Source organism: Mariniflexile soesokkakense (genome assembly GCF_039650365.1).
Classification (GTDB): Bacteria; Bacteroidota; Bacteroidia; order Flavobacteriales; family Flavobacteriaceae; genus Mariniflexile; species Mariniflexile soesokkakense.
The window spans coordinates 336,549-357,514 of record NZ_JAZHYP010000003.1 but is presented as its reverse complement, the minus strand read 5'-3'; the positions used below and the strand labels follow the sequence as shown (position 1 = coordinate 357,514).

At 34.6% G+C, this 20,966-nt stretch carries 25 protein-coding genes and 1 tRNA gene; 19 read left to right on the top strand and 7 right to left on the bottom strand.

Going from position 1 to position 20,966, the window contains the following annotated elements:
• Window positions 1-25: 25 nt before the first annotated feature.
• The 4 genes from VP395_RS08310 to VP395_RS08295 all read right to left on the bottom strand — a co-directional run bounded on the left by VP395_RS08310 (window position 26) and on the right by VP395_RS08295 (window position 3,385).
• Complete coding sequence (locus VP395_RS08310) at window positions 26-1,015, bottom strand: aspartate-semialdehyde dehydrogenase (protein WP_346241400.1); 990 nt, start codon at window positions 1,013-1,015, stop codon at window positions 26-28.
• A 144-nt stretch (window positions 1,016-1,159) separates the two neighbouring features.
• Complete coding sequence (mscL, locus tag VP395_RS08305) at window positions 1,160-1,561, bottom strand: large conductance mechanosensitive channel protein MscL (protein ID WP_346241399.1); 402 nt, start codon at window positions 1,559-1,561, stop codon at window positions 1,160-1,162.
• A gap of 74 nt (window positions 1,562-1,635) precedes the next feature.
• Window positions 1,636-2,745 carry an alanine racemase gene (alr, locus tag VP395_RS08300; protein ID WP_346241398.1) on the bottom strand — a complete coding sequence of 370 codons (1,110 nt, stop codon included), beginning with the start codon at window positions 2,743-2,745 and terminating at the stop codon, window positions 1,636-1,638.
• Entirely contained in the window at window positions 2,738-3,385 is a 648-nt protein-coding gene (locus VP395_RS08295; protein WP_346241397.1) for a thymidine kinase, read from the bottom strand. Before VP395_RS08295 ends, alr begins: the two co-directional genes overlap by 8 nt.
• A 106-nt stretch (window positions 3,386-3,491) precedes the next feature.
• On the opposite strand from VP395_RS08295, the gene VP395_RS08290 reads away from it, so the two are divergent.
• From VP395_RS08290 to VP395_RS08250, 9 genes are all read left to right on the top strand, one after another.
• Window positions 3,492-4,235, top strand: coding sequence for a hypothetical protein (locus VP395_RS08290; protein WP_346241396.1), 744 nt, complete (start codon window positions 3,492-3,494; stop codon window positions 4,233-4,235).
• Complete coding sequence (gene rsmI, locus VP395_RS08285) at window positions 4,235-4,906, top strand: 16S rRNA (cytidine(1402)-2'-O)-methyltransferase (RefSeq protein WP_346241395.1); 672 nt, start codon at window positions 4,235-4,237, stop codon at window positions 4,904-4,906. The genes VP395_RS08290 and rsmI overlap by 1 nt, the downstream gene beginning before the upstream one ends.
• 12 nt (window positions 4,907-4,918) lie before the next feature.
• Window positions 4,919-5,263 (top strand): HopJ type III effector protein, encoded by a 345-nt coding sequence (locus VP395_RS08280; RefSeq protein ID WP_346241394.1) that lies wholly within the window; start codon window positions 4,919-4,921, stop codon window positions 5,261-5,263.
• 13 nt (window positions 5,264-5,276) lie between these two features.
• Window positions 5,277-5,846 carry a uracil-DNA glycosylase family protein gene (locus VP395_RS08275; protein ID WP_346241393.1) on the top strand — a complete coding sequence of 190 codons (570 nt, stop codon included), beginning with the start codon at window positions 5,277-5,279 and terminating at the stop codon, window positions 5,844-5,846.
• A 107-nt stretch (window positions 5,847-5,953) separates the two neighbouring features.
• Complete coding sequence (locus VP395_RS08270) at window positions 5,954-6,964, top strand: dipeptide epimerase (protein ID WP_346241392.1); 1,011 nt, start codon at window positions 5,954-5,956, stop codon at window positions 6,962-6,964.
• A gap of 5 nt (window positions 6,965-6,969) precedes the next feature.
• Window positions 6,970-8,007, top strand: coding sequence for an aminotransferase class I/II-fold pyridoxal phosphate-dependent enzyme (locus VP395_RS08265; protein WP_346241391.1), 1,038 nt, complete (start codon window positions 6,970-6,972; stop codon window positions 8,005-8,007).
• 175 nt (window positions 8,008-8,182) lie between these two features.
• Entirely contained in the window at window positions 8,183-8,605 is a 423-nt protein-coding gene (locus VP395_RS08260) for an OsmC family protein (protein WP_346241390.1), read from the top strand.
• A 38-nt stretch (window positions 8,606-8,643) separates the two neighbouring features.
• Window positions 8,644-10,335 (top strand): single-stranded-DNA-specific exonuclease RecJ, encoded by a 1,692-nt coding sequence (recJ, locus tag VP395_RS08255; protein ID WP_346241787.1) that lies wholly within the window; start codon window positions 8,644-8,646, stop codon window positions 10,333-10,335.
• A 6-nt stretch (window positions 10,336-10,341) separates the two neighbouring features.
• Window positions 10,342-11,607 carry an MFS transporter gene (locus tag VP395_RS08250; protein WP_346241388.1) on the top strand — a complete coding sequence of 422 codons (1,266 nt, stop codon included), beginning with the start codon at window positions 10,342-10,344 and terminating at the stop codon, window positions 11,605-11,607.
• A 60-nt stretch (window positions 11,608-11,667) separates the two neighbouring features.
• Here VP395_RS08250 and VP395_RS08245 read toward each other — a convergent pair whose 3' ends face one another.
• Together VP395_RS08245 and VP395_RS08240 are read right to left on the bottom strand one after the other, a co-directional pair.
• The gene (locus VP395_RS08245) at window positions 11,668-12,420 is read right to left on the bottom strand and encodes a UDP-2,3-diacylglucosamine diphosphatase (RefSeq protein WP_346241386.1); all 753 of its coding nucleotides are present in this window, start codon (window positions 12,418-12,420) and stop codon (window positions 11,668-11,670) included.
• A 272-nt stretch (window positions 12,421-12,692) separates the two neighbouring features.
• A complete protein-coding gene (locus VP395_RS08240) occupies window positions 12,693-13,145 on the bottom strand; it encodes a 6-pyruvoyl trahydropterin synthase family protein (protein ID WP_346241384.1) in 453 nt (150 codons plus the stop codon).
• 111 nt (window positions 13,146-13,256) lie between these two features.
• Between VP395_RS08240 and VP395_RS08235 the strand changes: the two genes are divergently transcribed.
• From VP395_RS08235 to VP395_RS08195, 9 genes are all read left to right on the top strand, one after another.
• Window positions 13,257-13,898, top strand: coding sequence for a 2OG-Fe(II) oxygenase (locus tag VP395_RS08235; protein ID WP_346241382.1), 642 nt, complete (start codon window positions 13,257-13,259; stop codon window positions 13,896-13,898).
• Between the two features lie 274 nt (window positions 13,899-14,172).
• Window positions 14,173-14,967 carry a universal stress protein gene (locus VP395_RS08230; protein ID WP_346241381.1) on the top strand — a complete coding sequence of 265 codons (795 nt, stop codon included), beginning with the start codon at window positions 14,173-14,175 and terminating at the stop codon, window positions 14,965-14,967.
• Window positions 14,968-14,973: 6 nt separating this feature from the next.
• Window positions 14,974-15,047: transfer RNA gene (locus VP395_RS08225), tRNA-Ala, on the top strand.
• Between the two features lie 521 nt (window positions 15,048-15,568).
• Window positions 15,569-15,856 carry a helix-turn-helix domain-containing protein gene (locus tag VP395_RS08220; RefSeq protein WP_346241379.1) on the top strand — a complete coding sequence of 96 codons (288 nt, stop codon included), beginning with the start codon at window positions 15,569-15,571 and terminating at the stop codon, window positions 15,854-15,856.
• Window positions 15,857-15,927: 71 nt separating this feature from the next.
• Entirely contained in the window at window positions 15,928-17,127 is a 1,200-nt protein-coding gene (locus VP395_RS08215; protein WP_346241378.1) for a virulence-associated E family protein, read from the top strand.
• A gap of 219 nt (window positions 17,128-17,346) precedes the next feature.
• Complete coding sequence (locus VP395_RS08210) at window positions 17,347-18,222, top strand: toprim domain-containing protein (protein WP_346241377.1); 876 nt, start codon at window positions 17,347-17,349, stop codon at window positions 18,220-18,222.
• Window positions 18,206-18,721, top strand: coding sequence for a mobilization protein MbpA (gene mbpA / locus VP395_RS08205; protein ID WP_346241376.1), 516 nt, complete (start codon window positions 18,206-18,208; stop codon window positions 18,719-18,721). The genes VP395_RS08210 and mbpA overlap by 17 nt, the downstream gene beginning before the upstream one ends.
• The gene (locus tag VP395_RS08200) at window positions 18,718-19,581 is read left to right on the top strand and encodes a relaxase/mobilization nuclease domain-containing protein (protein WP_346241374.1); all 864 of its coding nucleotides are present in this window, start codon (window positions 18,718-18,720) and stop codon (window positions 19,579-19,581) included. The genes mbpA and VP395_RS08200 overlap by 4 nt, the downstream gene beginning before the upstream one ends.
• Window positions 19,582-19,591: 10 nt before the next feature.
• Entirely contained in the window at window positions 19,592-19,906 is a 315-nt protein-coding gene (locus VP395_RS08195; protein ID WP_346241373.1) for a DUF6730 family protein, read from the top strand.
• A 47-nt stretch (window positions 19,907-19,953) separates the two neighbouring features.
• Here the strand turns inward: VP395_RS08195 and VP395_RS08190 are convergent, their stop codons facing one another.
• On the bottom strand, window positions 19,954-20,670 hold the full coding sequence (locus VP395_RS08190) for a hypothetical protein (protein ID WP_346241371.1): 717 nt from the start codon (window positions 20,668-20,670) through the stop codon (window positions 19,954-19,956).
• Window positions 20,671-20,746: 76 nt separating this feature from the next.
• Here VP395_RS08190 and VP395_RS08185 point away from each other — a divergent pair, with 76 nt between their 5' ends.
• Entirely contained in the window at window positions 20,747-20,884 is a 138-nt protein-coding gene (locus VP395_RS08185) for a hypothetical protein (protein WP_346241369.1), read from the top strand.
• Window positions 20,885-20,966 lie beyond the last annotated feature (82 nt).

Genomic DNA, 20,966 nt, shown 5'->3' with positions numbered 1-20,966 from the left:
TTTATATGTAAAGGTTTAGTGAAAATTATACTAAGTTGTTTGCAATTAAATACTCACTAATTTGAATGGCATTTGTTGCAGCACCTTTGCGTAAATTATCGGCAACAATCCACATATTTAATGTGTTTGGTTGCGACTCATCTCTACGTAAACGACCAACAAAAACGTCATCTTTATCGTGTGCAAACATTGGCATTGGATAACTGTTTGTTGCTGTGTTATCTTGTAAAACAACCCCAGGCGTGTCGCTTAATATTTGTCTAACATCAGCCAAATCAAAATCGTTTTCAAACTGTACATTTACAGCTTCTGAATGTCCACCAGAAGTAGGAACACGCACCGCAGTGGCAGTTACCGAAAATGTTTTATCGTTAAATATTTTTTGAGGCTCTCTAGCCAATTTCATTTCCTCTTTGGTATAACCATTTTCTAAAAACATATCGCAATGAGGTAATACGTTTCTATTAATTGGGTAAGGATAAGCCATCTCACCGTCAATACCAGCCATTTCATTTTCTAACTGTTTTACAGCTTTTACACCTGTACCAGAAACCGATTGGTAAGTAGAAACTACCACACGCTTCATTTTATATTTTTTATGAAGCCCAGATAAAGCTAATACCATTTGAATGGTTGAGCAGTTTGGGTTTGCAATAATTTTATCGTCTTTAGTTAATTCGTTCGCATTGATTTCTGGAACCACTAATTTTTTAGTAGGGTCCATTCTCCAAGCTGAAGAATTATCAACCACCGTTGTACCAGCTTCAGCAAATTTTGGCGCCCATTCTAAAGAGGTATCACCACCCGCCGAGAAAATAGCGATTTGTGGTTTTGCAGCCACAGCATCGGCTAAACCAATTACGGGATATTCTTTATTGTTATATGTTAATTTTTTTCCAACCGAACGTTCAGATGCTACTAAAAGCAATTCAGTTACAGGAAAATTACGTTCAGCAAGAACTTTCAGCATCACTTCGCCTACCATACCAGTGGCACCAACAACAGCTACTTTCATTTTAATTTATTTTAAAGTTTCAATAAAATTTACAAGGCAAAACTAATTAATAATTCTTTTTTAGAACCAAAAAAAAGCCCTTGTTTTATAAAAACGAGGGCTTTTTAACAACAAATAACACATTGTTATATATTTAACACATTGTTATTTTTTAAGCAAATCTCTAATTTGAATAAGTAATTCTTCTTGAGTTGGTCCTGCTGGAGGTGCTGGTTTTTCCTCTTCTTTTTTCTTGGTTTTGTTAATACCTTTTATAATCATGAACATCACAAATGCCACAATAATAAAGTCTATTAAACTTGTTAAAAAACTACCGTAAAGCACAGCAATTTCACCAGTAACAGTACCTGCTTCATCAGCAATTCCTGGTGTGATAACATATTTTAAATCATTGAAATCGGATTGGAATATTAATCCAATTAGCGGTGATACAATTCCGGCAGTAAATGAAGTAACTACTTTGTTAAAGGCAGCACCCATTACAAAAGCAACCGCAATGTCTACAAGGTTACCCTTCATTGCGAAATCTTTAAATTCTTTTAACATAATTTATTAGTTTTTAGTGGTTATGGTTATATGACCCTAATATAGTGAAAAAGTCACTTTTAATTTAAAATTATTTAATTTCCAACAAAAGTGCGTTTTACCCGCTGAGAGATAGCCGTAATAAGTTCGTAAGAAATGGTATGGGCTGTTTTGGCTAAATTTTCAGCAGTGGAGTTTGGACCAAAAACAATAACTTCATCACCTTCTTTGCAAATAATGTTAGTAATATCCACCATAATCATGTCCATACATACATTTCCTAAAATATATGCTTTTTGGTTGTTGATTATTACATAGCCTTTGCCTTTGCCATACTGTCTGCCAATACCATCGGCATGACCAATTGGTAGGGTAGCCGATTTTAATAGTTTGTCCGTTTTATAAGCGCGATTATAACCAATAGATTCACCTTTATTTATAGTGTGTATTTGAGAAATAATGGTTTTTAAAGAGCCAATAGGTTTGAAATTTTTGTTTTCTTTTTCTGAATTTCCAAAGCCATACAATCCAATGCCACTTCTTACCATATCAAAATGTGCTTCGGGATAATTTAGTGTTCCTGAAGTATTACAAATATGAAGCAAAGGTTTATAGTCCAAAGATTGCGTTACTTTTTTAGCAATTGATTTGAACTTTTCAATTTGATTTATAGTGAATTCTTTTTCGTTTAAATCTTCACTGGCCGCCAAATGTGAAAATATAGATTTTACTATTATAGCATTGGTTTCTTTTAGTTTTTCAGCAATAAAATCGACATCATTTTCAGAAAACCCCAAACGATTTAAACCTGTGTTAAATTTTATATGAACTGGATATTCGTGCAATTTTTCCGCGGAAGCGATAGCAATAAATTCACTTAAAATTTTAGCGTTATATAAATTGGGTTCTAAACAATTATCAATTAAAATTTTAAAATTTGCAGCTTGCGGATGCAGTACTAAAATGGGTTTGGTAATGCCTGCTTTTCTAAGTTGTACACCTTCGTGCACAAACGCCACGGCAAAATAATCTACAGCGAGGGTTTGTAAATAATTTGCAATTTCGCAAGCATCACTTCCATAAGCAAAGGCTTTAACAACCGCCATAAATTTGGTATTGTTGTTCAGTCTCGATTTTAGATGCTCAAAATTATGTTTTAGTGCATTTAAATCAATTTCAAGTACGGTTTCTTGAGCTTTAGGCATTGGGGTTTTGTGGTTTTGGAGCCACTTCTTCGGCATCGTTTACTTTCATGTTTCTTACTTTATCGCGTGTCATGGCTTTGTAGTATGCAGCTCTACTTAAGGGTTCGTATTCATCCACTTCACCTAATAAAACCAAATTATCGCTTTTCCCCTTTCTATAACTGTATTGCGCTAAATTGCCTGTTCTGGTGCAAACGGCATGTACTTTGGTAACATATTCGGCGGTTGCCATTAAATTGGGCATGGGACCGAAGGGGTTACCTTTAAAGTCCATATCCAGTCCCGCTACAATAACCCGAACTCCTTTGTTGGCTAAATCGTTGCAAACACGCACAATTTCATCATCAAAAAATTGTGCTTCATCAATACCAACTACATCACAACCATCGGCTAAAATAGGAATGTTAGCTGCCGCAGGAACGGGTGTGGAACGAATTTGATTGGCATCGTGAGATACCACCATATCTTCGTTATAACGTACATCAATAGTAGGCTTAAAAATCTCTACTTTCTGTCTTGCAAATTGTGCACGTTTAAGTCTTCGAATCAATTCTTCGGTTTTTCCAGAAAACATAGAGCCACAGATAACTTCTATCCATCCAAATTGTTCTTTATGATTTACTGTATTTTCAAGAAACATTTCGTAATTTTAACACTAAAATAAAGCGATTATTCGTTTGTATAAAGGTGGCGTAAATTTATTAAAAAACAAAAGCCTAAATAGCAATAATTTAAAATTTATAACAATGAAGAAGAAGTTAGAGTCGGAGTTGATGAGTATTGCACACAGAATTCTTAAATTAAAAGGGAAAGAAGATGTTATTAAAATGCACGCTGAAGTATCAGCCCTTTTTGAAAAACTATCAGTATTAAAATTTGCCAACGAAAATTTTGAGGGAGACTTACCAACCATTGGTAACGACTCGTCTTTTTTTGGCATGTTAGACAGCGCATTCAACAACAAAATAAGTGATAATATTGAAATTGAAGATAAAATTTATATCAATTTAGATGAAGTTGAAGACGACCATATTATGGAGCCAGGTATAGCAACTATTAAAGATATGGTGGCACACATGCCAATTGAACCTGAGGACATTGATGTAGTTATAGAAGAGGCAATTTCTAAACAGGAATACCACAAAAATGATTTGGACGATTTAATGTCTGGTTTTAAAGACATGCCTGTTTTTGAACCAGTTAATAAAGTATCGAATGGTATCTTTAACGAAAAAAAATCGTTGAATGATAAATTGAAAAATGGCGGATTAAACATTGGATTAAATGATAAGATAGCTTTTATAAAACACTTGTTTGACGGTAAAAGTGAAGATTATGAGCGTGTTATGTCTCAATTAAATTCTTTTGATTCCTTTGAAAATGCACAAGGATTTTTGATAAGTATTGTAAAACCAGATTACAATAATTGGGTTAATAAAGAAGAATTTGAAGCACGCTTTCTTCAAATTTTAGAAAGTAGATTTAGTTAATGAGTAAACTTTACATTGTACCAACACCTATTGGAAATTTAAAAGACATGACTTTTAGAGCTGTTGAAGTTTTAAAGGAAGTCGATTTAATACTTGCCGAAGACACCCGAACTTCAGGGAAATTATTGAAGCATTATGAAATTTCAACCCACATGCAGTCGCACCACATGCACAACGAGCATAAAACGGTTGAGAATTTGATTCAAAAATTAAAAGGCGGCACCACCGTAGCTTTAGTAAGCGATGCAGGAACCCCAGCCATTTCCGATCCTGGATTTTTACTCACACGTGCTTGTATTGAAAACAATATAGAAGTAGATTGTTTGCCCGGAGCTACTGCGTTTGTACCAGCATTGGTAAATTCTGGCTTGCCAAACGATAAGTTTGTGTTTGAAGGATTTTTACCCGTAAAAAAAGGCAGACAAACACGTTTGTTGTTACTCGCCGAAGAAACCAGAACCATTATTTTTTACGAAAGTCCGCATAAATTAATAAAAACATTGGGGCATTTTTGCGAGTATTTTGGTGAAGACCGAGAAGTTTCTGTATCTAGAGAACTTACAAAACTGTATGAAGAAACCATACGCGGCACCGCCAAAGAAGTATTAGAATATTACACCAATAAACCACCAAAAGGAGAAATTGTTATTGTGGTTGGTGGAAAAAAATAGAATATATTAATAATGAATTTAGACGTATTTAAACAAAAATTAAAAGATACCCCAAACAGCATCGAGTTTTCTGAAACCATGGCTGTAATAGAATCAAACCACGAGTTTACACCAACCGCTTTTAAAAATGGCGAATTGCAAAACAATGCAGGTGAAAACTCAGGATCGTGTAAATTGTTCGCCTTTGCCAAACTGCAAGGTTTTACAAAAGATGAAGCGTTGGCATGTTTCGGAAAATTTTATTTTGATGATGTGTTAAACGACCCCAATGGTGCAGGCCATCAAAACATTAGAAACTTTATGAAAACAGGTTTTGAAGGTTTGATTTTTGAAGGCGAACCGTTAAAACTTAAATAGTTTTTTGCTGTAAATGCAAGACTTGTTATTACATATTAAACAATGTACCATCTGCGAAAAACACTTGCCTTTAGGTTCGCGACCCATTGTAGTGGCGCATCCCGACGCTAAAATTGTTATCATTGGTCAAGCACCCGGAACCAAAGTGCATAAAACAGGCATTCCTTGGAACGACCCTAGCGGAAACCAATTAAGAAACTGGTTGGGCGTTACCGAAGAAGAATTTTATGATGCCACAAAATTTGCCATCATGCCCATGGGGTTTTGTTATCCAGGAAAAGGAAAAACGGGCGATTTACCACCACGTCCAGAATGTGCACCACAATGGCATAAACCCTTGTTAGAACACTTACCAGATGTGGAGTTGATTATTTTAATTGGCATGTACGCACAAAACTATTATTTAGGAAAGCAAGCAAAGAATACACTAACCGAAACGGTTGCTAATTTTAAAGACTATTTACCAACGTATTTGCCATTACCGCATCCATCACCTCGAAACAGGTTTTGGTTGACAAAGAACCCTTGGTTTAGTAAGGAGGTTTTGCCAGAGTTGAAAAATAGAGTTAAAAAAATTATTTAGCTTTTCGTTTTAAAAAGCATTTGTGCATTTGTGGCAAAAATAACAACTACAACCGTCATACAATCCTATAAATTTTATTAACTTCCATCAATCATACAAAGGTTTTTATGGAAGTTATTTTAAGGGCATTCAATTTAAAATTAAAGCATACATTTTCAATTTATAGAGAGTCGTACAATGAGCAACCAACGCTAATTGTAGAATTAAAAGATGGTGATTTTTCAGGTTTTGGCGAAGCGACTTCCAATCCATATTACAATATTACGGTTCAAAAAATGATAGACACCATTACGGAAACACAACCCTTAATAGAATCATTTTCTAATGTTTTACCCGAAACATTTTGGCAACAAATGTACCCACATTTAAAACATAACATGTTTGCATTATGTGCTTTAGATTTGGCATATAACGATTTATATGCTAAGCAGAAAGGCAAAAAACTGTATGAACTTTGGGGTTATAATGTTTCAAACAACCCATTAACCAATTATACTATAGGCATTGATACGGTTGAGAAAATGGTTTCAAAAATGAAGGAGTTGCCGTGGCCCATTTACAAAATAAAACTGGGCACTAAAGAAGATATTAAAATTGTTACCGAATTACGAAAACACACCAACGCCATTTTTAGAATTGATGCGAATTGTGGTTGGACGGTTGATGAAACCATTAAAAATGCACAAGCATTAAGAGAACTGGGGGTTGAGTTTTTAGAGCAACCCTTAAAAGCCGATGATTGGGATGGGCATAAAGAACTGTATCAAAAATCAGTATTGCCGGTTATTGCTGATGAAAGTTGCCAAATAGAAGCCGATGTTGCCAAATGTTACAATCATTTTCATGGGATTAACGTAAAATTGGTAAAATGTGGTGGCTTAACACCAGCAAGACGCATGTTGGTTCACGCCAAAGAGCTCAACATGAAAACCATGGTGGGTTGCATGACGGAATCTTCGGTAGGCATTTCTGCTATCGCACATGTATTGCCACTTTTAGATTATGTAGATATGGATGGCGCTTTGTTATTGTCTGAAGATATTGCTAATGGCGTCACTATTAAAAATGGCGTTGTACACTACAGCAATTTAAACGGAACCGGTGTTTCTTTAATTTAGATTTTATGGTTATCGACACATTTCCCGATAGAGAAATAATAGTTAAAGGCAAACCGTTTTTATATTTTGGAGGCACTGCCTATTTGGGGTTGGCAACGCATTCCGGTTTTCAGAATAATGTTATTTCAGGAATGAAAAAATGGGGTACAGCCTATGGAAGTTCCAGGAATGCTAATATTAAACTGGCCATTTTTGACGAAGCTGAAAAACTAATTGCAAAATTAATTAAAGCGGAAGCTGCTGTTACTTATTCGTCTGGTACTTTAGCGGGTAAATTGGTTGTTGAATATTTATCAAAATCTGAAAACACCTTTTATCACTATCCAAAAACGCATCCGGCCATTTTACAAAATAAGAGCTTACCATTGTTTGTAAATGAAAAGTTGCATCCAAATTTGCTAAACAATACGGCTGAAAACATTGTTATAACTGCCGATGCTTTTTTAGGTTTAGAAGTAACACCCACAAGTTTCGAGTTTTTAAACGACATTCCTTCAAACAAAAAAATAACTCTGGTGATTGATGAGTCTCATAGTTTGGGAATTGTGGGCATTTATATTGAAGGTATTTTTAATGCCATTTCAAATAAAAATCTAGTCAGAAAAATTATGGTGTCGTCTTTGGGAAAAGCCTTAGGAATTTCTGGAGGGATTGCTGCTTCCGATAAAAACTTCATAGATTCTTTAAAAACCGAACCCGATTTTATTTCGTCGTCAAGTATAAGTCCTGCTTATTTAGAAGCCTTTATGCTTTCACAAGATATAATTAAAGCACAACAAAAAAAGTTGCAAGTTAATTTAGAGTTTTTGTTTGATGGTTTCCATTTGAATTCTGATTTCAAATACAATAAAAACTACCCAGTTATTTATTGTGAAGATGAAAAAATATTTGAAAATTTATATGAAAGAGGAATCATCATAACCAATTTTAAATATCCAACCTATAAAAAAGAAATGTGCAGAATCGTTATTACACCTAATCACACTAAAAACGATTTAATTAAACTTAAAGAATGTTTAATAGCCTTTAATAGAAATAGTTAAATCTGTTTGGTATTTAATTTTAAATAAAAAACAAGGTTTTTAATAGAACATTTTCAGTGCATTAGCGTATAAATTATGATTTATATATATGTGTGTAACAAATTACATTGAATGTTTTTTTTGAATAATTAATACGTATTTTTGACGTTTACAAGTAATAAAATAGATTAAGAAAATGACGAATCATATTACAACTACATGGTTGGGTAACATGAAATTTGAGAGTACAAACCCATCTGGACATAATTTGTTTATTGATGCAGGACCAGAAAATGATGGCAATGGTGAAGGCTATCGTCCAAAAGCGTTGATGCTATCGGCTTTAGCAGGTTGTTCAGGTTTAGATGTTGCTTTGCTTATAAAAAAAATGAAATTGGATGTTGCCGATTTTAAGATAGATATTGAAGCAAATCTAACGGAAGAGCATCCTAAATTTTATGATAAGGTTGCGATGCATTTTCATTTTTATGGTGATAATTTAAGCGAAAAGAAACTTCAAAAAGCGGTCGATTTATCGGTTGAAAAATATTGTGGTGTTATGGAAATGTTCCGTCAGTTTGCAGAATTGACTATAGAAACCCATTTTCATAAAAATTAAAAACTATAATGATTTCCCCAATGGGAATAAAAGGGGACATGCGCTGGACAATAAAACCCAAACCCGATTCTAATAAGATTGAAGTCTTGCAAAAGGCACTTCAAGTAGATGCTGTGGTGGCAACATTGTTGATACAGCGTGGTGTTGAAACGTATGAAGATGCGAAAACGTTTTTTAGACCAAGTTTAGATGATTTGCACGATCCGTATTTAATGAAAGATATGGATAAAGCCGTAGCCAGAATAGAAAAGGCCATGGCTAATAGTGAAAATATTCTGGTATATGGCGATTATGATGTAGATGGAACTACTTCCGTAGCCCTTATGGCATCTTATTTAAAATCGAAATACAATTTGGTTTATACCTACATCCCTAATAGATATGATGAGGGTTATGGTATATCATATAAAGGCATCAATTTTGCTTTAGAAAATAATTTCACACTTATAATAGCTTTAGATTGCGGAATAAAATCAGTCGATAAAGTAGATTATGCCAAAGAATTAGGTATAGATTTTATTATTTGTGACCATCATAGACCTGCGGAAAAAATTCCAGAAGCAGCAGCCGTTTTAGATCCTAAAAGAGAAGATTGCAACTACCCGTATAAAGAGTTGTGTGGTTGTGGCGTTGGTTTTAAGCTCATACAAGCCTTAGCCCAAAAGGATGGTTTATCTACTGAAGATTTAATGGGATATTTAGATTTGGTAGCAACCGCCATTGGAGCCGATATTGTTCCCATTGATGGTGAAAACAGAGTATTGGCATATTTTGGGTTAATGGTAATAAACACCAATCCAAGACCAGGAATAAAAGCTATTTTAAGTCAAGTTGACAAAACGGAATTAACTATTACCGACGTGGTTTTTGTAGTAGCACCACGTATTAATGCCGCAGGACGTATGGAACACGGTAATTTTGCGGTAAGGCTATTAACAGAGGAAGAACACGATTTGGCTGCTAAGTATGCTTCGGAAATTAACGAATACAATATAGATAGACGTGAAACTGATAAACAGGTTACAGAAGAAGCTCTTAAGCAAATTGAAGAACAAAACGAACAAGACCGCCTTACTACTGTTGTTTACCATCAAGATTGGCATAAAGGCGTTATTGGTATTGTGGCTTCTAGACTAACCGAAACGTATTACAGGCCTACTTTGGTATTTACAAAAAGCGGTGATAAGTTGGCTGCTTCGGCACGTTCTGTGCGAGATTTTGATATTTATAATGCTTTGGAAGCGTGCAGCGAACATATTGAACAGTTCGGAGGGCACAAATATGCTGCGGGTTTAACACTTTTAGAGGAAAATTACGAAGCTTTTAAACAAGCTTTTGAAGATGAGGTTTCAAAAACTATCAACAGAAACCTTTTAACGCCCGAAATTAAAATTGATGTTAAAATTAATTTGGAAGACATCACTCCAAAATTCTACAGGATTTTAAAACAGTTTGCACCTTTTGGACCTAATAACATGACGCCTGTTTTTATGACAGATAATTTGATTGATACAGGTTATGGAAAATGTGTTGGGGAAGATAAAACCCACTTAAGAATAACCGTTGCCCAATCTCAATCTAAAAGTATGGTAGCCATCGGTTTTGGTATGGGCGATAAATTTGATATTATTTCTAATAGAAAAACCTTTAAAGCAGTTTATTCTGTTGATGAAAATGAATGGCAAGGGAATGTGAGTTTACAATTAAAACTGCGCGATATTAAACCATAGAAAGCCATGGCAAAAACCGACCCGTATGCCGCTTTACGTATTAAAGAATTCAACATATTTTTACTGGTTCGTTTTGTGCTTGTTTTTGGTTGGTCCATGCAATTTATTGTTATAGAATGGGAAGTGTACAGTTTAACTAAAGACCCATTATCACTGGGAGTTATTGGCTTAATGGAAATAATACCTGCTTTTACCATGGCACTGTTTGCGGGTCATATAGTAGATCAAAAAGAAAAACGGAACTTACTAGCATTATGTATTGCAGCTTTTTCTTTAATTAGTTTAGGCTTGTTTTTATTAACGTGGGACAAAGTAACTGGTAATTGGGAAACAAAAACCATATTGTACAGTATTTATGCTTTAGTGTTTTTTGGTGGGTTTTTGCGTTCATTTTTCGGACCCACTATTTTCTCATTAGTAGCATTAATAGTACCTAAAAAAGTATATCCTAACGCTGCCACTTGGAACAGTTCTACATGGCAAATGGCTTCGGTTTTGGGACCCGCGTTTGGCGGTTTCTTTATTGGATGGATTGGGGTACATTGGTCGCTTTGCATTATTTTTGGGTTGGTACTTTTATCATTTATCATTCTTTTACAGATAAAACGGAAACCTATTTTAAATCCGAAAATTGGCGAACCCGTTATTGAAAGTTTAAAAGAAGGCGTACGTTTTGTATTTAAAACCAAAGCCATTTTAGGGGCCATGACTTTAGATATGGTTGCCGTATTATTTGGTGGTGCTATTGCGCTTTTACCTGTTTTTGCCCAAGATATTTTAAAAGTAGGAAGTGAAGGCTTTGGTGTATTACGAGCAGCTCCTGCGGTAGGTGCTTTTTTAACCATGTTGGTTACTGCTTACATACCCATTAGTAAAAATGCCGGTATGAAATTGCTCGTAGCTATTTTTGGTTTCGGGGTTAGCATTATTGTGTTTGGACTGTCGTCTGTATTTTGGATTTCTGTTCTGGCATTATTTTTCAGTGGCGTGACTGATGGTGTATCCATGGTTATCCGTCAAACTATTTTACAAATTAAAACACCGGATCATATGCGGGGGCGTGTATCATCAGTTAACTCCATGTTTGTTGGGTCTTCAAATGAGTTAGGCGCTTTTGAAAGTGGCGTGACTGCTAAACTTATGGGTACAGTAACTGCGGTTGTTTTTGGAGGCACCATGACGTTGATTACCGTTGTTACTACAGGAATTGTGTCCCCAACTTTTAGAAAGCTGGATTTAACTAAGGATTTGGAAGAACATAATAAAGACTGAAGTTAAAAAAAAACGAGACCCCACAGGTTTTTAAAACCTGTGAGATCTAAAATAGTGTTTTTAAAACTCTTTCAATTCAAAATTTTCTCCATCAAAAACGCCGTAGGTGTAATAAGAAATCCAATCGCCTAGATTGATGTATTTTGAATTTTCATTTAGGCTGATTTCCATAGGCAAATGGCGGTGGCCAAAAATAAAATAATCGCGGTGTTTGTTTTTTAGTTTTTCTTTGGAATATTGCACCAACCATTCGTTGTCTTCGCCAAGAAATTTAGCGTCATCATCACCCGAAATCAATTTGTTTTTTACCGACAGGTATTGGGCTATTTTAACGCCAATATCTGGGTGTGTCCACCTAAAAATCCACTTAAAAAACGGGTTGGTAAACACCTTTTTCATGCGTTTATAACCTTTATCGTGAGGGCCTAAACCATCGCCATGACCAATAAAAAAGGTTTTATTGTTAAAGGTAAATTCTTTGGGTTTGTGGTAAACGGGAATGTTCAATTCTTCTTGAAAATAGCCATTCATCCATAAATCGTGGTTACCAACAAAAAAGTAAACAGGAATTCCAGCATCTGTAATTTCGGCAAGTTTGCCTAAAGTTCTTGTAAAGCCTTTCGGCACTACGGTTTTGTACTCAAACCAAAAGTCGAATAAATCGCCTACTAAAAATATAGCAGCAGCATCGTGTTTAACGCTGTCTAACCAAGCCACAAACTTTTTTTCGCGTGGGCGAGAAGCTTCTATAGTTGGCGCTCCCAAATGGTTATCGGAGGCGAAATATATTTTTTTTCCTTCTGGAATATTCATGCGGTAAATATAAATAATTCCTGCAAAGACAGGAATCTTATTGTTATGGCGTAAAAATAATGAAGATTATGGGTGATTATGCCACTAATGCATGAATATTTGCTTTATCACTGCACATAGCTGCGTTAGGGATAGAAATGAAAATCCTTTTTAAATTTGAAAAACACCTAAGTTTTGGCTGAGTAATGATTTAGCAGATTGCTTCGTTCTTCGTCCTCGCAAAGACGTTTAAAAAGATTGTAATGTATAGCCCGACCCGATAGGGGAACGCCTTAAATATTATCATAAGCAAACCATTCGGCAAAAGAGCTGTCTGTTTCTTGAAGTTTTAGAGAATGCAAATCGATGTTTTCTGGCAAACGGCGTTTTATTTTTTTTGCAAAATCGATTACCATCATTTCGCTAGTTGGTTGATAGTCAACAAGTAATACATTGTGACCGCGGTCTTCAAGTTCTTTTGCAAGCTCTACATGTGGTGTGTTTTTATTGAAAACGGTGGCATGGTCGAACACGTTTACAATCTCTTCTTTCACTATTTTTTTTAAATCGCCAAAATCTATAACCATGCCATATTTTACGTTTTTGGTATCTGCAATAGGTTTTCCAATTACTGTAACCGATAGTTTGTAGCTGTGTCCGTGTACGTTTTTGCACTTGCCATCGTACCCGTAAAGAGCGTGTCCGGTTTCGAAAGAGAATTGTTTTGTGATGCGAATAAAGCTCATTTTAGAAAAATTTAAAGTACAAAGATAGTTGTTTTGTAAAAGCAATTTGTTTTTAGATTACATTTGCGCGCTTTTGTTCAATCTGGATAAGAGATTTATTGCTAAATACTTATGAATCATCTTTTTGAATCAATTGATTTTGTTGAGAATTCGCTGTACGAACAGATAATTTCGGATATTGGAAAGCAGCAATTTAGTATTGTTGAGAATTTTTTCAGTGATGAAGAAGTTGCCGTTTTAAGACAATCTATTCAAGAAAAATATGAAGAGGACAGTTTTAAAAAAGCTGCGATTGGAAATAGGTTGAATGAAACCATTGTAAAATCTATTAGAGGCGATGTTATCTTGTGGATGGATGAAAGCAATGTGAATGACGCAGAATTGTTATTTTTTGATAAAATAAACGATTTGGTTAATTACTTAAACAGAACCTGTTTTTTGGGTATTTTGCACAAAGAGTTTCACTATGCCATATATCCGAAAGATACTTTTTATAAAAGACATATTGATACATTTCAGAATGACGACAGGCGAAAATTATCATTTGTTTGTTATTTAAATGAAGATGGTTGGTTGCCCGAAAATGGCGGTGAATTGGTGTTGTATTTAAATGAAAATGGTGAGGAAGTTGAAAAGGTAATCTATCCGTTTCCTGGGCGTGTGGTTATTTTTGAAAGCCAAATTATTGAACACGAAGTAAAACCGGTAAATACCGAGCGTTTAAGTATAACAGGGTGGCTAAAAACACGTTAGTTAGCGTCTTTTTCTTCTGTTTACAAAATACACAATTATTAAAACAAGGGCTAAAACCAAAAATAGGCCATTACCACTTATAAAACTTAAAATATCCATAGTTGTTGAATTTAAAGGACAAATGTAAAAATATTTGTTATATAAATTTATAGTAATAGAAAGTATGTTTTTTATTATGAATTAATTAAAAAGTACAGATTAATTTCGTCTATATTTGTTCAGAATTTTATGCAATACATTTAATTAATTACTTTTGCATTAAATTAATTACAACATGAAAAATATTTTAGTACCTGTTGGAGCTTCCAAAAATGCATTAAGCAATTTACAATATGCTGTAGATTTTGCCCAAGCCTTTGGAGCTAAACTTTATGTAGTTCAAGTATATAATGTTTACACTAAAGCAGGCACGATGATAAAGATTGATCATATTTTAGAAGAAGATACGCTTAATTATTTAAACGATTTGGTTTCTAAAGTGAACACAAAAAATGTTGAGGTTGTAGTAAGGGCACTTAAAGGAAAATTTGTTGATACCATAGAGCTGGTTTGCAAAGCCGCAAGTATTGATTTAATTTTAATTGAACCTAGAATTTACTCGGAAGATGAAGAGGTGTTTTTAGGAAAAACTTCTGGAAAAATTGTGAAGCAAACAATCATTCCAACGTTAATAATTCCGGAGGGTTATATTTTTAAGCCTATTGAAACCATTTTAATGGCAGTAAAATCGGCAATTATTAAAAAAGAAGGCGTACTTAGTCCATTAAAAGCTGTAAAAGATAATTTTAAAGCTGTTGTGAATTTATTATTGGTTAAAACACCTTATTATAATGAAGGTGATTTTGATATTAACGATGAATTATCTGGTATTGTTTCGGATGTAACGTATTCTGAAAACCCAACCACATATCATGGGGTTTTAGAGCATTATAAATTACATAACCCTGATATGCTTTGTGTTGTAAGACGTAAAAGAGGGTTTTTCATGAAGCAATGGGAGAAAAACCAGATTTACAAAAAAGATTTTAATAGTAGCTTACCCGTTTTAGTGTTAAGCGAATTAAAATAATTAGTTGGGGATGTAGCTCAGTTGGCTAGAGTGCTTGACTGGCAGTCAAGAGGTCGTGGGTTCGAATCCCATCTTCTCCACAGTGATAGCAAGGCTTTACAAGGTTTTACCTTTTAAAGCCTTTTTAATTTGCACGCAATTTGCACGCAGAAAAGAGATTTAATTAAATTTGTATTAATTTGATACGAATTAGTTTAATTGGGTATCATTTTTTTAATTATTCAATAATCTTAAATTATAACAGTGTTTTATACCTAATTAAACATGTTATATTATTCAAAAATTTGCGCTTTAACCCCAATATTTTATAAAATCAAAGACTTCCATTGTTAATAACCCAAAATCAGCACAAAAAAGGACGTTTTATTTCCATTAAATTTGATACCGTTTGATGGCATATGACATACGGAAATATCACAGACTAAAAACTTAATTAAATTTGATCATATTTATATTAACTTATTGTATATCAATTATTTGTGAATAAATAATTGATTTTATTTTTTCTTTCAATAGCCTCGTTTTATACCTTTATTACCATAATCCCATAAGGGGTAACAAAAGCGCTTTTGTTCATTTTATTAACCTTAAAACAATAAAAATGGACACTATTTTAATACTGGAACGATTGGATCGTTTAGAAAAACTACTTGTAGGAAGCAAAGAGGTATTGACCTTTGATGAAGCCAGTGATTATACGGGCATATCCAGAAGTTATCTTTACAAACTCACAGCTTCCGGAAAAATTCCACACTCCAAACCCAATGGTAAAATGGTCTTTTTTGAGAAGAAGAAACTTGTGGAATGGTTACTGCAAAATAGTCGTAAATCTAAGAATGAGGTTGAGACGCATGCTATTACAAATTCTTTTAGAAATAAAAGAAGGTAAAGAATTACGATTTACAAAAACATTTTTTAATTAAATGGTAACACTTTTCGCCGTTTACCAGACCGTATGACATGGCTTCAACAAACAATGAGCTTTATCTCGTTAAAGACCCCAAAAAGAAAACAATTTATGATTATACCTACGAATATCTGTGTTCGAAATATGATATTTTTTATAATGAAATATCACATGATTTTCAGATATCGTTGAAAGGGTACAAATCATGGCATTATCTCAATGTGAACTCTTTGATCATAGAGTTGGCCAAAGCAGGAGTTGATATTAGTTCCGCTAGGCTTGAGATCTTGATCAAGTCAGAGCTTATCAAAAAACACAACCCTATTAAAGCGTATTTTCAAGCCCTCCCTGATTGGGACGGGTTGGACCATATTGCTAAATTAGCTTCCTATGTGCCAACCTATGATGATGATGCTTTCTTATACCATTTAAGGAAATGGTTGGTTCGGGCCATACGGTGCGCCTTTGAACCCAATTATTTCAATAAACAGGCCTTGATAATCAGCCATAAAGGCCAAAGCTCTGGGAAGTCGACCTGGTGCAGGTACTTATGCCCTCCTGAATTGAGCGAATATATGGCCGAGGATATCAGTAACGATAAGGATGCAAGAATTCAACTGTGCAGAAATTTTCTTTATAACCTGGATGAGTTGGCAGTGCTTTCCAAAAAAGATGTCAATGCTCTTAAAGCCTTTTTCTCCAAGACCTTTATCAACGAAAGATTGCCCTATGATAGAAAAAACACAACCCTGCCCAGAATATGTTCTTTTATGGGATCTACCAATATGTCTTCCTTTCTTAATGATGAAACGGGGTCTGTGCGCTGGTTGTGCTTTGAGCTAAAAGATCAAATTGATTTTGCGTATTCAAAAGAGGTTGACATCAAAAAGGTATGGACACAAGCGTATCATTTAGCTTACAAAGACACTACGTTTAATCCAGAACTATCCATTCAGGATATTCGCGAAAACGAAGAACGGAATAAGAAATATACCAGTCTCACCACAGAACAAGAACTGGTTGCCAAGTATTATGAAAAATCGACCGACATCGAAGATTTTGTAACGGCATCCGATGTCATGGTCGCATTGTCCTGTTTAAACGTAAGATTGAACCAAGTAAATATTGGAAAAGCTTTTACGGGTTTTAACTTTCAGCGCGTGAAGCATTCCAAGAGACAGGTTTATGGTTATTTGGCAAAACCAACTTTTAAAAGCAGTCCATGGGAAGTGGAATTACCTATAAACAGGTAAAACAACCTACCTAGTTACCTAAAGGGTTTAAATGTCTTATAGGTACAGGGAATTTCTTAGGTAAGATTAATAAAAACTAGGTTACCTGTTTCCCTTCCAACTTACCTGATTGGTAAGAAAGGTAAGGTGAATTTCGAACCAACCTAAGGCCTTAACCCTTATGAATAAAGGATTAGGTAACTAGGTAGGTGAAAATAGAAAAAAGAAATTATTTAGCTGATGAAAAGAAAAAAAATAAATTGTGAAACAGCCCGTAATTTTTCAGTGGAAAAGGCACTGGAAAAATTAGGGTACTTTCCCAATCGCACAACGGAACAAGAAGCTTGGTTTCTGAGCCCCTTTCGGTCAGAAACCCAAGCCTCTTTGAAAGTTTCCAGAACCAGAAACCGATGGTACGACCACGGCGAGGGCATTGGGGGTAACGTGATAGACTTGGTATGTAGGATTCTAAAATGTTCCATAAAAGAAGCTTTGGAGTTTTTAAGTGATTCCATTCCAATTAACATAATGGAACAACGGTATCAGTGGGATACAACGGCAATTAACATAATCCCATGTACCAATATTAAAATCATTAAATTCCAAGACATCATGCATCCTGCCCTGCTCCAATATATAAGGTCAAGGGGCATAGCCATAAAGGTTGCCAAAACGTACTGCAAGGAAGTGTGGTACAGATATAAGGAAAAAGCCTTTTTTGCTGTAGGCTTAAGGAGCTATAAAAATGGTTGGGAGTTACGAAATAAGATTTTTAAAAATAGTAGTAGCCCAAAGTTCTATAGTTATATTCAAAATAACAACAACCAGCTTGTTGTGTTGGAAGGCATGTTCGATCTGTTGTCATTGGCCATGTTGGATGAAAACCTTTTGGACACATCAGATATTCTAGTTTTAAATTCCCTTGCCTTTATTAAGGAATCTGAGAAATATTTCGAAACCTATGATTTTGTAAACCTCTATTTGGATAGGGATGCAGCTGGACAAAAAGCTACCAAGTATTTAATGGATAGGTACAAACATGCTATAGATAAAAGTAGCTGCTACAAAAACTATAAAGACTTAAATGAATTGATAAACCATGAAAAAGAAAGATGAAAATGATTTTTACTTCAAAGATGAACCGAAGCAGACACTAAAGATTCCTACTGAAGTACTCGGTCAATCCGATAGCTTGGAACTCGATCTGGAAAAGGATCTATCGGAAAACGAAATGCTTGTGGGTAGGAATTCGAGATGTGTGCCTGTGGACACATTCTCGTTTGCTCCCCTTGGTCGCAAAGGAAAAAAAGTGTTTAAGGGGAAGGGTGACCTCGTTAAGTTTCGATGCTCTGTTTATGAAAAGAAGCTCCTAAAAGTAAAGTCAAAACGTAGTGGATTGACCTTGAGCGAATACATCCGGCGCAGTCTCTTTGAACAGGAAATCACGGAACGGTTTACGGAGGAACATATCACGCTTTATAAAATGCTGATTAAATACCACAATAATTTTAAGTCGATTGGGAACATGTACAAAAAACGGAATCCCAAATTGACCCAAGAAGTCTATGACCTTGCGAATGAAATCAAGGTACATCTTAAAAAATTCCAACCATGATTGGCAATGGCAAAAGCATATCGCACACCATGGCATCCATGTCCTATGGATGGAACCAGGAAAAGGAGGCAGAAATCGTACTAAAGGAGTTTCTACATGGTGATACGCCAAAAGAAATCACCCAAGAGTTCAAAATGCTCCAGGACCAAAATTACCATTGTACTAAAAACACCTTATCCTTTGTGATCAGTCCCACCATTGAAGATGGCAAGCGATTGGACAAGAAAGACCTGCAAGCCATTGCAAAACGTTTTATGCATGAAATGAAATTGGGGGAACGACAGGCCATCGCTTTTGTACACCACGACAAAGAGCATAAGCACATCCATTTATATGTCAACCGCATTGATTTTAGAGGAATTGCCTATAAAGATAGTTTTATTGGTAAGCGCAGTCAACAGGCTGCTGAAAAGGTAGCGGAACACATGGGACTGACAACCGTAAAACAGATCCAATTTGAAAAGGAGTTCAATTTAAAGGAAATCCGAACGGAAATCAAACGACGGCATGACCTGACCATGAAGCAGTTCCAGCCCAAATCCTTTGATGACTATGTCAAAGCCATGCAGGTTAATGGAGTTAAGGTCATCCCTACCATTAACAGCCAAAATAAGCTTCAGGGATTTCGATTTGAGTTTGATGGACATAATCTCAAGGGCAGTGAAGTCCATCGGAACATGTCGCTTGGTAATATTGGCAAACAAATGTCAGGAATTCAAGGTGCAAAGATTCTAAAGGACAACAAGGTAAGTGTTACACTCGCAGGAAAGCTGGTTGACCTGACACCTAACCTAGCTCTGAAAATTACGAAGTTCATTATTAAAAAAGCCATTAATAAAGGAATCGATATAGGATATTAAATTAACACTCATGACAAAATTGGAAGAGCTATCAGCTTTACTGGTTAATGAACTCCATGAGTTCAACAAGAATATTGAAAAATTGGAATCTATTAGCCAGCAATTAAATGACCTAAAGGTTAAGATGGATGTGTCGGAATATAAAGCTCTCATCATTGACCATCAAAAACAAATGGCGATTCATAAAAACATGATGGAAAGTTTTGAAAGCCGTTTTAATGCTAAAATTGACCAAGCTAAAATATATCCTACTTGGGCGGTGGTGGTTTTTATTGTTTGTATTATACTAATCATAATTTTAGTATCCTATTTAATTCTAACATAAAAATATCCTAAAACAACCACTATTGATATTGTAGGAGGTGAAATATGTCATTTTTTTAAACTCCATTGACTCTTTTTAAGATTTGGACAGATATACTTGTTAATCATATACTCTGTAATGGGTTTCAATGTTTTACTTGTTTCTGGATGAAGCCCATAAGCAGTAAAATATTCTAACTCTCCATTTATATTTTTACCATACCATAAATTTTCCACTCCATCTACTTTGAAAAAGGAATAATTACAATCAGGTTCTATTCTTTTAAAATTTTGTAAAAGGTAATCATTCTTTGGAATTGATTCAAAATCACCTTTCTTATCACACGAAATAGATTCATAACAATTATCATTTGTCCAAACCATGCAATCTTTATTGGTAACATCATATCCTATATAACTGGCTAACAAAACCATAACAGAAACACTAGCAATTTTAGACTTCTTATTAAAAACCTTATTTACTTCCTTTTTTTTATTAATAGCGATAAAATCTAAATTATTTTTATAACCTAAGTATTGACATAAAATATCCAAATTATAAGTACTTGGAATTCTTCGCTCTGTTTTTTTGTTTAAAACATAACCATCATAATATCTAATAAGTGTTCGCTGATTAATATTATTATTCAATTCTTCAATTAAATACTTTGAAAGCCCATAAGCAGTGGTTTCTTTTGATAATTCCATAGCCTTTTCAAATACTTTTTTAATCAATTTTTGAATTAATTCTTCATTTTCCGTTTTAGTTGATTCTAAATTTTCCATATATAAAAATCTGATAATCAATATTTTGTATTCAATTGTAAACTTGTCAAATATTTGTCAAAAAGTTGACATGTTAATGTCAACTCATGTTTCGTCAATCAATCATTTATTTGTTTCAGAAATGGTAAACACCTTAGAAACAATAAGGTTTATGAAAGATATCAATTCTACAATGGAGTTGCAAGGTAAAGTTGTATTACCTATTGGGAAGTAAGTATACTTCTTTACTGCTGCGCTCCACACTTCCCAAAAGAGAGACGTCTCTTTAAAATTATTAACGTGTTGCTATATGACAA